Origin of the sequence: Thalassospira profundimaris, assembly GCF_003326755.1 — a bacterium.
Classification (GTDB): domain Bacteria; phylum Pseudomonadota; class Alphaproteobacteria; order Rhodospirillales; family Thalassospiraceae; genus Thalassospira; species Thalassospira profundimaris_B.
The window spans coordinates 41,562-57,357 of record NZ_JPWH01000005.1; the positions used below are offsets into that span (position 1 = coordinate 41,562).

The following is a 15,796-nucleotide window of genomic DNA, read 5'->3' on the forward strand; positions in this document are numbered from 1 at the left end:
ATAGAAAAATATACTAGCAATACTATCGCCCTGATTGCGGCACCTGTGGGGTCTGTTCAAAATCCGACAATGGGAAACACACATAGCAACCCGGAATTTCACACCCGATTACGGGCAACATTGCCGACGCGCGTCGCAATGTCTGGCATCTGTTTGCCAATATGGGTTCTGATGTGTTTTGTGATGCTAACCGGAACGGCCCTCGCCCGGGAACAGGAGGCCTGTCATCGTATTTCCGTCGGATATAGCAATTATCCGCCTTTTTCCTATCAAACCGCCGATGGCCGCGATGCCGGGGCCTCCGTTGAAGTTGCCAAACGGGCCTTCGCCAAAATGAATGTCATGGTCGAACTGACGCAAATGCCGTGGGTACGCCTGTTGCAGGAAACCAGAAACGGCAATATCGATTTCGTCACGGCTGCCTATCGCACCAAGGAACGTCAGTCCTGGGCCAGCTATAGTGACATGCCCATTGGCTATGAGCGGATTGTTGCCATCCATGCCGGTATTTTCCATCAGGACCGCCTGACACTGGAGGATTTACGCCAGAAACGCGGTTTGATCCGCCGGGGGGACAGCCACGGCCAAATGGTTGATACCGCCATTGGCAAAGGGCAGCTTGACATTTTCGAGGTGCCCGAAATCGACGATGGCCTGCATATGCTGGATGCCGGTCGCGCGGATTATTTTCTGACCAGCGATGCCATTGCCCGCAACATGATGCAGGAAAACACCTTTCCCGATTTGGTATTTGACCGGCTGGATGTCGATGGCGAGGCCCTGTATGCCCTGTTTTCGCGCAAAAGCAGTTGCCATGCACTGCTGACCAGTTTTAACGACACCATTCGCACGCTCTATCGTGAAGATTTAATGCCAACTGTTCTGGTTCAGTATTTGCGATCAGTTGGATCGCCGCTTGTTTTGGGGATGGACGAAACAATCAAGCCACTGATGCCGGCAAACTGAAACCGCCCTCCCTTAAGCCTGCCATCCCGACAAATCGTATCGGGACAATATCGCACTGGAACTTCCCGGATCGATCTGGCAATTTGGATCCGGTCACAGGTTATACATTCATCACGGTCCGAGCGGCATGAGCGCAGAACACACGCTTCCTTCCCTTCTTCTGGTGCGCGGCCTTCCCGGCTCTGGCAAATCAACACTCGCCTGCCGTCTGTGCCAGACGGACCATCATATCCATCTTGAAGCTGACATGTTCATGACCGATGATGCCGGAAACTACCGGTTTTCCGCCGCACGGCTGGGCGAGGTTCACAAATACTGCGAAACCGAAACGCTACGGCATTTGCGCGAAGGCCATCATGTGGTGGTCTCCAACACCTTCAGCCAGATATGGGAAATGCAGCCCTATCTTGATATGGCAGCGGAGCTTGGCATTCCGGTTCAGATCATCGAATGCCAGGGTCAGTTTAAATCCATCCATGACATTCCTGACCGCAATGTCCGCGAAATGCGCAACCGCTGGGAAAAACTGCCCCAGCCGGAATTTTAACCCCAAATTCCCCTGCCCAAACCTGCCATTTCACGCCGCCCGGGCAAAGGCCTTAAGTCTGGCCCGCAAGTCCGGGGAAGCGGTGCCGCCATTCCGGCTAAAAATAAGGGTTTCAAGTTCCTCAAGGGTTTCGCAAGCGTAAATAGCAGGCAAATCTTCGGGGAAATCCAGGTTCAAAGCCACGATAACCTGCTGAGACTGCGCTGGCGAGACAGATACCCCGCCAGCATTATGTGCCGTCTTTTGGTGTTGCAGATAGCGCCACAAAGTGGGCACGACAGGCAAACCGGACGGACTTTCATCAGACCAAACCGGAGATTCCGGTACGACAGGAACCGCAAGATGCCTCACCACCAGTTTGGGCGTGGCTGACATCACATATTCAATGTCAAACCGGCTGTCTTGCGAAATATCGGCAATGTCATAGCGTAATGGCAGATTCAACGAGCACTGGTTCATCCCCAGAAAATGCCGGTCATAGACACAAATATCCGTTGTAATTTGCAGGGTGTGATGCGAAGGCGTTGTTTGCACCGGCGCCGGGAAACGGCCTTTCAGACACTTCATGTTCCCCGCGTTTAACGCGGTGGCAGTTTCGCGATCCAGTGTAAAAAAGCGACCAATGGGCAAGGGATCGGCCAACTGTTCCCGTTGCGAGACCAGCGCCCCCTCAATCATTACCGATTGTGGTACCAACGCGCCGTCCGTTTTTAATCCTTTTACCAAATGGGCGAAAATGGCGACCTGTGGTTCGGCATGAAGACGGGCCGTCATGGTTTCGGACACGATCACATCATAACTGGCGTCGGGCACCGGCCATTTTAAAATATCCACACATTCAATGGCACGAATGCGGTCCTGCACGCCCAAAACATCAATCAGCTTTTGCACATATTCCAGCGATGACTGATGGATATCGAGCAAAGTCACCTGAATATCCGACGGCGAAAACAACGGCAGCAAAGGTACAATCAACAGGCCAAACGGCCCGGTTCCCCCATAAAGCACCTCAACGGGTTTCGTCCCCGTTTTCTGATCGCAAATGGCCTGATAACAACCCCGTATAAATACCTGGCTTCGCATATATTCAAGCGCACATCGCCCCGCTGTGATCAGTGAAACACCTTTTCCGCCATCTGTCGAGCTTGCATAATCAAGCTTGCTTCCAGGTGTCAGGTCTATATCGGTCAGGGCCACCAGAATATCGACCATTTCACATATATCCTGCCGATTACCCGACAGAGCATCGGCGGGCAACGCCAAAAAATGCGTTATAATGTCCTGCAATCTTGCCGTTTTTGCACATGTCTCATACCGGTCCACCAAAATGCCGCTCCACCCTGTTTGTCACCCGAAAAACAGGCGATGGCGCAAAAAAACAAAGACCATAATACGCAGAAATTGCTGCCTCAGCGTCTTTTGCGACACACACCCGGTCGTCAGACGCGCCCCGGCAAAAGCTGTGAACACAAAATCAAAATATGTGATGCCAGACGATGCTACTGGGCGGCAGAAAACACCTTTTTCAAAACATCCGTCGTCCATTGACCCGGATTGTTGCGAATTTCGCCTTCCTGCTGTGCCAGATAATGGAAAAGCCCCTTCATCGCCGCATCGGTGGCATAGTCTGTCAGCGATGTTTTAATATCGGGCATCATTGGCAGGCTGTCATATTGCCCCAGCATCTGGTCATAAAGCTGCAAGGCACCGGTATCGGACAACGCATCATTCATGACCGGGCGCATATCATCGGCAATCTGGTTGCCGGAAACCTTTTGCAAATAGCGGGTCGCGGCATCATCCGGGCCCTGCAAAATCGCCTTGGCATCAGCCACGGTCATTTTCCGGACCGCATCAACCAGGATATTCCCGGCATTGTCCATTGCGCTTTCGGCCGCCCTATTCATGCGCAATTCAATTTCATCGCCATAACTGCCCATGCCGGCTTTGTTCAGCAGGGTTTGCGCACGCTTGACCGGCCCCGGCAGGGGAATATGCGCCACCGGGTCGGCATTAAAGCCATCCTTTTTGCCCAGCATCGCCGTTACGGTACCAATGCCCTTATCAAGCGCCTGGCGCAAACCATCATCGACCATCTCCTGCGACAGGCCCGAAAGGTTGCCACTTTTCGTGCCAGTCGTGCGGGTTGTCTCCCCCGAAGAGGATGACTCTGTCCCCATCACGGTACCCAGCGCCTTTTTGGCCGAATTGAAAAACGAATTTTCAGCCTGTGCCGGTTGTGACAGGGCAAGAAGGCCCATGCCCATAACCGCAAATGACGCCGCAACAGCAATTTTCGATAACGACACGGACATACAGCAAGGCTCCTGTTGGGTGAAGGAAACAGCAAGGATCATCCTAACTGATCAAACTTCGCGGCCAAAATATGTTTGTAAAACAAAACACCCGGCATCGGAAAATGCCGGGTGTTTCGTTCATCATCAGACGGGGGCAAACCCGGATGGCAGGTCAATCAGGCACTTCGACCTTCTTGCCATTCAGCAGCAAAACGCCACCTTCGGCCGAAACCGGCACTGTCATGCCATCGCGCACCCCGCCTTCGAGAATTTGCATCGCCAGCGGGTTTTGCAGATACCGCTGGAACACACGCTTGAGCGGTCGCGCCCCATAAACCGGGTCATAGCCCTTGTCTGCCAGCCAGCTTTTGGCGAAGTCATCAAGCTTCAGCGTGATCTTGCGATCCGCCAGCAGCTTTTCAAGACGGCCCAACTGGATATCTACGATATAATCCATCTGGGCCCGTTCAAGGCGATGGAACAGCAGCACTTCATCCAGCCGGTTGAGGAATTCTGGCCGGAACGATGCCCGTACCACTTCCATCACCTGGCTGCGCACCTCGCTGCTATCCTGGCCTTCACCCTGGTTTGCCAGAATTTCGGCCCCCAGGTTCGATGTCAGAACAATCAGCGTATTGCGGAAATCCACCGTGCGTCCCTGCCCGTCCGTCAGGCGACCTTCATCAAGCACCTGAAGCAAAACGTTAAAGACATCCGGATGGGCTTTTTCCACCTCGTCAAACAGCACGACCTGATAGGGGCGCCGCCGTACAGCCTCGGTCAATGATCCGCCTTCATCATAGCCAACATAACCGGGAGGGGCACCAATCAGGCGTGCCACGGCATGTTTTTCCATGAATTCGGACATATCAATGCGCACCATTGCCTGTTCATCATCAAACAGGAACTGTGCCAGGGCCTTGGTCAGTTCGGTTTTACCCACACCCGTCGGGCCAAGGAACAGGAACGAGCCAATCGGCCGGTTCGGATCCTGCAACCCGGCACGCGCACGGCGCACCGCATTGGAAATGGAACGTACCGCATCATCCTGCCCGACAACACGCTTGCGCAGGACATTTTCCATATCCAGCAGCTTTTCACGCTCGCCTTCCAGCATTTTATCCACCGGGATGCCCGTCCAGCGCGACACCACCGAGGCAATATGCTTTTCGGTCACGGCCTCGTCTTTCAGGCCGGTATCGGCCTGGTCTTCCTCGGCCTTGATCAGCAGGCGTTCCAGTGCCGGAATTTCCTGGTACTGCAACTGACCGGCCCGCTCAAGGTGGCCATCACGCATGGCGCGTTCCAGTTCGCCGCGCGCAATATCCAGCTGTTCCTTGATATGGGTGGAGGCCGCCAGTTCGTTTTTCTGCGCTTCCCATTTTGCTGTCAGCTCGGCAGATTTGTCCTCAAGATCGGACAATTCCTTGTCAAGCTTGCCCAGCCGGTCACGCGAACCAACATCCTCTTCCTTTTTAAGGGCTTCACGCTCGATTTTCAGCTGAATGATCCGACGGTCCAGCTCGTCAATTTCTTCGGGCTTGGAATCCAGCTCCATCCGCAGGCGCGAAGCGGATTCATCCATCAAATCAATCGCCTTATCGGGCAAAAAGCGGTCGGTGATATAACGGTTTGACAGCGTTGCGGCCGCCACCAGCGCGTTATCGGCAATACGCACCCCATGATGAAGTTCGTATTTTTCCTTGATCCCGCGCAGGATCGACACCGTGTCTTCCACCGTCGGCTCGCTGACAAATACCGGCTGGAAACGCCGGGCAAGGGCGGCATCCTTTTCGATATATTTGCGATATTCATCCAGCGTGGTGGCCCCGACGCAATGCAGTTCCCCCCGGGCGAGTTTCGGTTTCAACAGGTTCGACGCATCCATCGACCCTTCGGATTTACCGGCCCCAACCAGGGTGTGCAATTCGTCAATAAACAGGATCACCTCGCCCGCTTCGGCCTCGATCTCGGACAAAACGGCCTTCAGGCGTTCTTCAAACTCGCCACGGAATTTGGCACCGGCAATCAAGGCCCCCAAATCCAGCGACAAAAGCTTTTTGCTTTTCAGGGTTTCAGGCACGTCACCCTTAACGATACGCAGCGCCAAACCTTCGGCAATGGCGGTTTTACCCACGCCGGGTTCACCAATCAAAACCGGGTTGTTCTTGGTTCGGCGGGAAAGAACCTGCACCGCACGGCGAATTTCCTCGTCCCGGCCAATCACCGGGTCCAGTTTGCCCTCACGGGCGGCTTCCGTCAGGTCGCGGGCGTATTTTTTCAGGGCGTCATACTGGCTTTCCGCACCGGAGCTATCGGCGGTGCGGCCCTTGCGCAAATCGTTAATCGCGCTATTAAGCTTTTGCGCCGTCACACCGGCATCGGCCAGCACCTTGCCTGCCACCGATTTGGCATCCAGCGCCAAAGTCAAAAGCAGGCGTTCGGCGGTGACATAGCTGTCACCAGCCTTTTTGGCGACCTTTTGCGCCTCGTCCACCAGGCGGGCAAATTCGCTGGAAAGGTATACCTGTGCATTGGCACCTGTCACCTTTGGCAGCTTTGCCAGTTCCTGTTCGGTACGGTCCAGCGCACGCTTGGCATCCCCGCCCTGTGCCTTGATCAGATTGGCCGCAAGGCCTTCCTCATCATCAAGCAGCACCTTAAGCAGGTGAATGGGGACAAGTTGCTGGTGATTTTCCCGCAGGGCCAATGACTGGGCCGACTGCAAAAATCCCTTGGACCGGTCGGTAAATTTCTCGAATTCCATTATCTGTCACTCCTTGAGCCAACAGGCACATTTCTGCGGACCTTCTTGGAAGCATCCGCGCCCATGATGGTGTTCCCATCTGCCCTTATCCTATAAGAACAGCACAGGAACATCCTTGATATGTGACAAGCTTTTGCCCGCGCAAGCCCCCGTCCGCACAAACAGACAGGTTTTTCGCATTTAACCGGATTTTCAAAAATGCCACCGGACAAGGCAGCAGGCAAATGCCTGAAACGATTATTTATTTTATCATAAACCGGCGCGCAGTTTCCATGATTTTGCCATTTGCTCCCCCTCCATCGCGCCAGATTGTATCTATTGAAAATCAGGACAATTGCGGACTTGCCGAAGGAAGGTGCAGTCTTTAACGTCAGGCCCATCAACATGACGGTAAAGATGCGCCAACGCGGCCCTTTACGAACAGACAGGCAAAAGAAATGGCAAATGGTGAAATTGGCGCGATCATGCGCTATCCGGTCAAGGGACTGCGCGGCGTGGAACTGGACGCTGCGACCATCAATGCAGGCACAATGATCCGGGATGACCGGCGCTATGTGCTGGCCAGCAGCACATCACTGGGCCAGGGCGGGCTGGATGGCTGGGCGCGCAAAAGCAACTTCCTGCAACTGGTCAACACCCCCAAACTTGCCGAGCTTGGTATCGATTATAACGATGAAACCACGACCCTTGCCATTTCGCGCAATGGCCGCACCATTTGCAAAGGCAACCTTGAAGACGCGATGGGCCGCACCGTGATCGAGGATTTCCTGTCGGCCTTTCTGAAAAACGACATTGCCGGTTCGCCCAAAATCATGTCGGTGCCGGGTACCCAATTTGGCGACATGGAGCAGCCCTATATTTCGCTGCTCAATCGCGACTCGATCCGTGATTTTGCCGACCGTATTGCCAGCCAGCCTGTGGACCCGATGCGCTTTCGCGGCAACCTTTTGGTCGATGGCCTGCCAGCCTGGTCGGAACTGGAATGGCGCGAGGATCAGAAAATCACCATCGGCGATGTGTCCTTTCGCATGATCCACCCCATTACCCGCTGCAAGGCCACCTCGATCAACCCCGATACCGCACAATCGGACATCAATGTGCCGCTATTGCTGCGCAAGGGGATGAATCACCTGTTTATGGGGGTTTATCTGGAAGCCACCAGCAGCGGCACGATCAAACCGGGGGATCGCGTGGTGGCACAATAAGCCACCTTCCCCGCCCCTAAAGCACTTTCCCCTAGAAACTGGGCGGACGGGTTGCCAGCAGGCGAAAGGCATCATCATCCGCCCATTGCAGGCGCGCAGCACGAATGGGCGACAGCCCCTTGCAAAACAGCAACTGCTCGTCCGACGGCATCCGGGCGACTTCGACCGATTTCATCATTGCTTCCCTGTCACGGCTGCGCAAATGAACGGGAGCATCGCTTTGTGTGCTGCTTTTGCCGGTGTCGGCAAAACGTGACATCGCGGTGAGGTTTGCAGCCCAATCCAGGTCAAAGGCCCCATCCTGGCCGTAAATCTGGACGACATCGCTACGCCCCACCACATTTTCCCAGTTGTGGCACACATCCATCACCGCGCTAACACCGGAAAAACAGGGCCATAATGTCAGCCCGGCAGGGCTATTGCCGCCCCCGCCCAGCAACCTCTCCAACTGCACCAGCCGCCCCAGCGTTTCCACCCGATCCAGCATCACCAGATAGGACGGCAAATGTTCCCTCTCGCGGTTGGAAACCAGCAATAACAGGCACCCCACCACGACCCGGCACCATGCCAAAAGGGAATCCTCATAACTTTCAGGCGGAGACCCTATTACAAATATAGAGGCACCGCGTTCGGTAATATCCTCCAGGGCGAAACTGGTGTCTCGGGTGGATTTTTCAATCGCCCCCAACTCGAACACGGCAGTTGCGTCACGACAGGCTTCCAGAATTGCCCCACGGCGTTCTTCGGACATATCCATAATGGACAGGGCAATATCGGAAATCCGCCCTTCCGTGACGTCAATATCCATCAATTCGCCCAATAGCGGATAAAACCGGTGCGATGGCAGGGTAAGGTTTTCGCGAACCGCCATTAAATGACGGCCATTTTCTTTACCATTACGATAAGTATGAATGATCAGGCCCTGCAACAAAACCCGTGCAACCCGGGCATCTTGCGGGTCCAGATCGCGGACGAAATAGGGGGCTAGCAACAAATCGGCCATCATGGCGGCATCTGCCACCAGCGGTGCCCCTTCCGGTCGCATGAAATCAAGCGGATTAAAACGGTCCGGTGTACTTCCCGAACGCCCGAACGGGTCCAGCACGATTACCTTTTGGCCCAATTGCGCCCGCCGGTCACGCACCGCCTTGCACACCAGGCCATCATTTTCAAAAACCAGCACATTATCCCGGCAGGTCAACGCATTGGGGATTACACTGCTTTGATAAAAATCCAGCGAGGCATTACTGAATGTCATCAGTCGCCGCACAGATTGCAAGCCAATCATCGCGCTGGAATCCGAAATACGACCCAGATAAATTTGCGGATCCGCCTCCAGCACACCGGCCTGCTCCAGGGTTTCCGCATCCGCCCAGTGATCATTAGGATTTTTGACCGGCTCTGCTTCCTGTTTATCCGCCTGACCCGCCCCGGTTTCGTCCTGTTTTGCCGGGGCCGTCAAATACGGCGCCAGCAGACCGACAAAAAACCGAACCACGATCGGTATGACACCGCAGGTCAATCCGGCCAATACCAGTGCGTCGTCACGCGCGGTCATGCCAATCACAACCACAAGAGCGCCCAGCCCCAGCATCAAAACCATCAACACCCTGAAGCCCGATGGCCCCATTGTAGTCCTCCCCACAGAATCCCTGTTTTTATCCCTGTTTTCGGCATTTGGTTTATGGCACCCGCAATTCCCGGATACCCGCGCCATACAAACAGCACATGTTGCGTGTCGTTCCCACAAACAGAAACGGACACGCACATTTTTTTCATACTCTGGTATGAGACTGCTTTATACCCATCGACAGAGACATTACACAAATGCTGTTTGTCGTCGCTGTCAATATGTCCCGGATACACAAAATCCCCGGCCATATTGGAACCGGGGATTTCGTATCAGGCTAAGGCACACGCGGCCATAAAATCAGGCGGAAACCTTTTCGCTTTCGCTTTCGGTTTCGTTGCCCTCTTCTCCGTCTTCACGGCTGCCAACGCGGCTGCGGCCACGGCGTGCTGTCGGATGACGGCCCCGTGTCCGGCTGGTCGAGGCCGCACGCTTGCGCGGCTTTTTCTCTTCGCCGTTGTCGCTATCGCCATCACTCGTGGCAACGGCATCACCCGGGGCATTATCGCCATCTGCCGCAGTCGGCGCATTTTCATCAGCACCGGCATTCTCTGCGGCCTTTGCGGCTGCCGTTTTGCGCGGGGTGCGGGTGGTTGTGGTACGCCGGGTGCGGGTTGCACGCTTCGGTGCAGCCTCGCTGTCAGCACTGACATCGGTATCCGATGCGGCATCCGGTGTTTCCACGGCGCGGGCTTCCGCATTGGCGTCATCCGCCGCCGCAGCAGTCACCGTTTCATCGGCAACATCCGCCGTTTCGGCCTTGGGCTTGCGCGTGGTACGGGTGCGGGTTGCACGCGGTGTCCGTGCCGGTTTGGCATCGTCCTGTCCGCTTGCCGTATTTTCCTGCCCGCTCTGGTTCACCGCAGCAGCGGCATTGCCAGTCTCACCTTCCGCAGCATTACCGTTCTTTTCGGCGGCTACATCCGGCGCGGACGTGTCATCGTTGCGCTGATCGGCATTGTTCTGGCGGTTGCCGCGCTGATCGTTGTTGTGACGATCATTGTTGTTGCGGTCATTATTATTCCGCTCGCCATTATTGCGATCGTTATTATTCCGGTCATTGCGATCTGAACGGGGTTGCGAGTCACGGCGCTGGTTTTCCCATTCGATGGCCGACTGCAAAATGCGATAATAATGTTCGGCATACTGGTAATAATTTTCTGCCAGAACAGGATCGTCGGTGCAGTCTTTTGCCAGCGACACGTATTTTTCGTAAACCTGTTGGGCATTACCGCGCACTCGCCCGTCCGGACCGTTACTATCGTAATTCTGAAATTTCGGATTTACAGGACGTTTATTAGGCTGTGGCCGCCCGCGCGGACGTTTATTGTTATTTCTCATATCAACATACTGTTGGCGTTGAGGACACCCGGGGGCATCGTTATTGTGCCCCGGAACCAATCCGTCTGAAAAAACACATTTCCCGAAAAACAGTACCGGCCAAACGGTACCGTCAGAAATCAACCGAAGACCAATTTAAGGAACGGAGATTTGTTACTGTTTACAGGGGAACACGGCGCAATAAGAAAGCGCGTCAGGCACCCGGCCTGCTCAGGACAAACTATATGTCTTGCAGGCTTATTCCAACTGTTTTTTTCCGTTCTTTCAATTTTTTTACAACCTCTTGGTCAAAAATGGCATAGGGCTCGTGCTCTCCGTATACGCAAATGCGTAACAGACGCGCAATTAACCATTTATGCCACGATAACAGGCACAAACGGCACTCATTTAAGAATACTGGCGATCAGGTATTTTGTTGTTTTTGTCCGCCAACACATCGCACAATCCCGCCAAGGTCCCGGCGTTCGGTGATGGCATCAAATCCGTGCTGCGTCAGCAAGGCCCGAACCGCCTTTTCCTGGCCCTGGCCAATTTCAAAAATAACCTGTCCGCCGGGGCGCACCAACCGTGCGGCAACATCGGCCAAAATCCGATAGGCACCAAGCCCGTCGCCCCCGTCGCTTAACGCACCATAGGGGTCATAATCGCGTACATCCGGCGCAAGAGCAACCATTTCGCTATGCGCAATATAGGGTGGATTGGAAATCATCATATCAAACCCGGACGCGATTGTCTCGGGTGGCAGGTTTTCCATCCAGTCCGACACCACAAAGTCACAGCGCGCCGCAAGCCCCAGATTACGGGCATTTTCAAGAGCACAGGCGACCGCGCCAGCACTGATATCCACCCCCAGGCCAAATGCCTTTGGCACATCACCCAAAACCGACAGGACCAGGCATCCCGTACCCGTGCCAAAATCGATCATCTTCGGGGAGTCAAACCGCCTGGCACACTCGATTGCCCATTCCACCAGCGTTTCACTATCGGGGCGCGGGTCAAGGGTGTCTTTTGTCACCTTAAAGGTATGACGCCAAAAATCGCGCCTGCCCAAAATGCGCGATACCGGCTCGTGCGCCAAACGCCGGGCAATCATGGCCCGAAAAAGATCCACCTTTTCAGGCGAAACAACATCATCGGGCCAGGCCAGAATGCGGCTGGTATCAACACCGCTGGCTTCGCACAGCAATATCTTCGCATCCAGTCGCGCTGTGTCATTGCCCGCGTCGCGCAACATTGCCACCGCCCAGGCCATCAAATTTCCCAGCGTCGCAGGGGTATTTTCCGGTTGGTCGGATGTCATATCGCGGCTCAATTCTCGATTTCGGCCAGTTTTTGCGCCTGATCTTCGGAAATCAGGGCATCTATCATTTCATCAACCGCCGGGCCGCCGGTGATGAAATCATCCAGCCGGTACAGCGTCAGATTGATACGATGATCCGACACCCGCCCCTGCGGGAAATTATAAGTGCGAATACGTTCCGACCGGTCGCCCGACCCCACCTGAGATTTTCGGTCTGCCGCACGCGCCGCATCCTTGGTTTCGCGTTCATGGTCATACAGGCGCGTCATCAGCATTTTCATGGCCTTGGCCTTGTTTTTATGCTGCGATTTATCTTCCTGGCAGGAGGCCACAACCCCGGTGGGAATATGGGTAACGCGCACGGCACTGTCGGTGGTGTTCACATGCTGCCCGCCAGCGCCTTGCGAACGATAGGTATCAATACGCAAATCCTTGGGGTCGATATGCACGTCAACCTCTTCGGCCTCGGGCAGGACGGCCACCGTCGCAGCGGATGTATGAATACGCCCGCCGGTTTCCGTGACCGGCACACGCTGCACACGGTGCACACCACTTTCATATTTCAGGCGGGCAAAAACGCCCGCACCCGAAACATTGACCACCACTTCCTTAAACCCGCCCAGGTCGTTTTCGTTAACGTCCATCAGTTCAAACCGCCAGCCGCGCGTTTCGGCATAACGCTGATACATGCGATACAAATCAGCAGCAAACAAAGCGGCTTCTTCGCCGCCGGTTCCGGCGCGAATTTCCAAAATGGCATTCTTTTCGTCTGCCGCATCCTTGGGCAGCAGCATCAGCTTTACTTCATGTTCGGCTTGGGGCAGTTTTTCCAGCAATTCCTGGCGTTCGGCCTCGGCCATTTCGCGCATGTCACGGTCGGATTCCGGGTCGGCGAGCAATTCCTTCACCCCGGCCAAATCATCATGCAGGCGTTTAAAGGCCTCGATCTTTTCGACAACCGGCAGCAATTCGGCATATTCGCGCGACAATTTGGCAAAGCTGTCCGAATCCCCCGCCCCGCCGGAAAGCAGGGATTTAAGTTCATCAAACCGGCGCACAACGCCATGCAGCTTTGCTGGGTCCAAACTCACGCTTTATTCTCCTGATCTGTCTCTGCCGGGTCTGCCGTCTCTGCGGTGTCCACCGGGTCTGAAATATCCCTCCGGCTCTCGTCATCGGGCGAAAGCGGAAACAGCCGCCCCAGCAGTTTCTGCGCCTTGACCCATTCCATTGTCCCGGCCCCGCCTGTGGTGGCTGCTAGGTCTTTAAGGGCTTGTGTCGGTGCATGCAACAGCCGATTAACCAAAAGCCGGGTTGCCTTTTCCGCATCGCCGTGGCTTTCGGCCAGCGCACTGGCGCGCACAGTATCAAAATGCTGGCGTAATTCCGCCAGTGCCGGGATGGCGGCGCGTTCGGCGCGCACCCGGACAAAATGGTCCACCTCGGCTTCGACCATCGCCCAGGCTTCGTCGGCTTTTTCCTCGCGCCCGCCGCGCCCTTCGGCAGCAATCTTTTCAAGATCTTCCAGGCGATAGAAAAATACTTCCGAAATATCGTCAACCTGCGGGTCGATATCACCGGGAACGGCGGTATCAATCATCAAAACCGGGCGATACCGCCTGCGCTTGACCGCCGCAAGCGCAATATCATGATTGATCAAATACCGCCGTGATCCGCCTGCCGTTAACACAATGTCGGCCTCGGCCAACAAACGGTCGAGATCGCCCATATCCGACCAGTGGCATTCAAGACGTCGCGCCACCAGACGCGCCCGCGCCGTTAACCGGTCGGCGACCATAATCCGGCCAATGCCCCTTTCGGCAAGGGAGGCGGCAATCAGTTCGCCCATATCACCCGCCCCGGCCAGCAACAGCGAACAATTGCCAATATCGCCATGCAAATCGCGTGCGACCGACTGTGCCGCCGCCGCAATCGATACCGCCCCCTGACCAATACCGGTCTGGCTGCGCACTCTTTTGGAAATGGCATAGGCGGTCTGGTAAACCTGTTCCAGTTCGCGGCCCACCAGCCCGTGGGCGCGGGCGATTCTGTGGGCTTCCTTGATCTGGCCGAAAACTTCCGGCTCGCCAATCACCAGACTATCGAGCGAGGATGAAACGGCAAAAACATGCCGCAAGGCTTCGCGCCCGGTGCGAATATACAATTCAGCCGCCAACTGGTCCCGGTCCAGATCGGCCCACAGGGCCATCAGGTCGATCACCCGTTCCCGGCCCCGTTCGGCCTCGTTCGCCAGCAGGTGGATTTCGGTACGGTTGCAGGTCGAAACCACAACCGCCTGCCCCAGCCTTGCCTGGGTGATCACGCCCAAGAATTGCGGCAGGCGGGCTTCGTCAATGAACAGGCGGTCGCGCGTATCCTCACTGGATCGCCGGTGGTTGGTTCCAACCACCATCAAGCGGTCCAGCGGCCAGTCTCCGGCTTCCTCGCGTGCGGCCGCCTCGCTCACCAGGTCATCACCTCTTGCCAATCACACCAATCAGGCTGTCAATCGCAACTTCCTGTTGCTCGCCTGCATCCAGGTCACGCAAAACGGCAATGCCTTTTGCCAGTTCGTCGTCACCAATGATCACGGCCATTTTGGCATTTGCCTTGTCGGCCCGTTTCAGGCGTTTTTTCATATTGCCCGAATACCCCAGCTCGACGGCAATGCCGGCCTGGCGCAGTTGCTGTGCCAGCGCACGGCAGCGGCTTTCGGCGGCATCGCCCATCGGCACCAGCGCCACCGGGCGCGGCGCGGCAGGCACATTTTCCACCATCATCGCCAGGCGTTCAACACCAGCGGCCCAGCCCACACCGGCTGTTTGCGGGCCACCCATTGTTGAAATCAGGCCATCATACCGGCCACCGGCCATAACCGTGCCCTGCGCACCCAGTGTGCTGGTGACAAATTCAAAACAGGTATGGCAATAATAATCCAGCCCGCGCACCAAACGCGGGTTAAGCTGGTAATTAATCCCGATATCGCCCAGACCGTCGGTCAGTTGTTTGAAGAACGTTTTTGAATAGTCGTTTAAATACTCGCCAAACATCGGCGCATTTGCCACCAGTTCGCGATCGCCTTCATCCTTGGAATCCAGAATGCGCAACGGGTTTTTCTCAAGGCGGTTGCGGCTGTCTTCCGACAGCTTGTCAAAATGGCCTTTAAAATAATCCACCAGCACATCGCGGTACGCCGCCCGGCTTTCCGGATCGCCCAGGGTGTTCAGCTCCAGGGTGATGTTATCCCACAGCCCCAGCGCCTTGAGGATATGCGCCCCATAGGCAATCACTTCAATGTCGCCAGCAACCTGTTCAACACCGAGCAATTCCACGCCGATTTGGTGGAACTGGCGCTGGCGGCCCTTTTGCGGGCGTTCATAGCGGAACATCGGCCCGTAATAACACACCTTCACCGGCGACATCTGCTGCATGCCATTCGAAATATAGGCCCGCGCGATCCCGGCGGTATTTTCCGGGCGCAGGGTAATGCGTTCCCCGCCGCGATCCTCGAAGGTATACATTTCCTTGGTCACAACGTCGGACGTATCGCCAAGGGTACGGGCAAAAACGTCAGTAAACTCAAAAATCGGCGTGGTCATGCGATGATAACCATACAGCTCGCCAATGGCGCGGGCAGTTTCCGCAATATGGTCCTGTACCCGGTTATCTTCGGGTAGAAGGTCATGTGTGCCACGGACGGGTTGAAGCGATGCCACGTTGTATCTCCGATATTTTTGCTGTTT

The 15,796-nt window shown here is 55.5% G+C and carries 12 protein-coding genes; 3 read left to right on the forward strand and 9 right to left on the reverse strand.

Going from position 1 to position 15,796, the window contains the following annotated elements; translation table 11 throughout:
• Positions 1–183 precede the first annotated feature (183 nt).
• Both TH25_RS07520 and TH25_RS07525 read left to right on the forward strand, forming a co-directional pair.
• Positions 184–966 (forward strand): substrate-binding periplasmic protein, encoded by a 783-nt coding sequence (locus TH25_RS07520; RefSeq protein WP_181847466.1) that lies wholly within the window; start codon positions 184–186, stop codon positions 964–966.
• 127 nt (positions 967–1,093) lie between these two features.
• On the forward strand, positions 1,094–1,513 hold the full coding sequence (locus TH25_RS07525; RefSeq protein ID WP_114087817.1) for an ATP-binding protein: 420 nt from the start codon (positions 1,094–1,096) through the stop codon (positions 1,511–1,513).
• Between the two features lie 30 nt (positions 1,514–1,543).
• Here TH25_RS07525 and TH25_RS07530 read toward each other — a convergent pair whose 3' ends face one another.
• The 3 genes from TH25_RS07530 to clpB all read right to left on the reverse strand — a co-directional run bounded on the left by TH25_RS07530 (position 1,544) and on the right by clpB (position 6,577).
• Positions 1,544–2,725 (reverse strand): SAM-dependent methyltransferase, encoded by a 1,182-nt coding sequence (locus tag TH25_RS07530; RefSeq protein ID WP_114087818.1) that lies wholly within the window; start codon positions 2,723–2,725, stop codon positions 1,544–1,546.
• Between the two features lie 287 nt (positions 2,726–3,012).
• The gene (locus tag TH25_RS07540; protein WP_258549071.1) at positions 3,013–3,828 is read right to left on the reverse strand and encodes a DUF4197 domain-containing protein; all 816 of its coding nucleotides are present in this window, start codon (positions 3,826–3,828) and stop codon (positions 3,013–3,015) included.
• 154 nt (positions 3,829–3,982) lie between these two features.
• Complete coding sequence (gene clpB / locus TH25_RS07545) at positions 3,983–6,577, reverse strand: ATP-dependent chaperone ClpB (RefSeq protein ID WP_114087821.1); 2,595 nt, start codon at positions 6,575–6,577, stop codon at positions 3,983–3,985.
• A gap of 437 nt (positions 6,578–7,014) precedes the next feature.
• Between clpB and TH25_RS07555 the strand changes: the two genes are divergently transcribed.
• The gene (locus TH25_RS07555; protein WP_114087823.1) at positions 7,015–7,782 is read left to right on the forward strand and encodes an MOSC domain-containing protein; all 768 of its coding nucleotides are present in this window, start codon (positions 7,015–7,017) and stop codon (positions 7,780–7,782) included.
• 31 nt (positions 7,783–7,813) lie between these two features.
• Here TH25_RS07555 and TH25_RS07560 read toward each other — a convergent pair whose 3' ends face one another.
• The 6 genes from TH25_RS07560 to hisS form a co-directional block, all read right to left on the reverse strand.
• On the reverse strand, positions 7,814–9,412 hold the full coding sequence (locus tag TH25_RS07560) for a type IV secretory system conjugative DNA transfer family protein (protein WP_181847468.1): 1,599 nt from the start codon (positions 9,410–9,412) through the stop codon (positions 7,814–7,816).
• Between the two features lie 300 nt (positions 9,413–9,712).
• Entirely contained in the window at positions 9,713–10,753 is a 1,041-nt protein-coding gene (locus tag TH25_RS07565) for a DUF4167 domain-containing protein (RefSeq protein ID WP_114087825.1), read from the reverse strand.
• 403 nt (positions 10,754–11,156) lie between these two features.
• The gene (prmC, locus tag TH25_RS07570) at positions 11,157–12,053 is read right to left on the reverse strand and encodes a peptide chain release factor N(5)-glutamine methyltransferase (RefSeq protein ID WP_114088003.1); all 897 of its coding nucleotides are present in this window, start codon (positions 12,051–12,053) and stop codon (positions 11,157–11,159) included.
• Positions 12,054–12,061: 8 nt separating this feature from the next.
• The gene (prfA, locus tag TH25_RS07575) at positions 12,062–13,144 is read right to left on the reverse strand and encodes a peptide chain release factor 1 (protein ID WP_114087826.1); all 1,083 of its coding nucleotides are present in this window, start codon (positions 13,142–13,144) and stop codon (positions 12,062–12,064) included.
• Positions 13,141–14,520 carry a glutamyl-tRNA reductase gene (gene hemA, locus TH25_RS07580; protein WP_114088004.1) on the reverse strand — a complete coding sequence of 460 codons (1,380 nt, stop codon included), beginning with the start codon at positions 14,518–14,520 and terminating at the stop codon, positions 13,141–13,143. The genes prfA and hemA overlap by 4 nt, the downstream gene beginning before the upstream one ends.
• Before the next feature lie 7 nt (positions 14,521–14,527).
• The gene (gene hisS / locus TH25_RS07585; RefSeq protein WP_114087827.1) at positions 14,528–15,769 is read right to left on the reverse strand and encodes a histidine--tRNA ligase; all 1,242 of its coding nucleotides are present in this window, start codon (positions 15,767–15,769) and stop codon (positions 14,528–14,530) included.
• Positions 15,770–15,796: the final 27 nt, after the last annotated feature.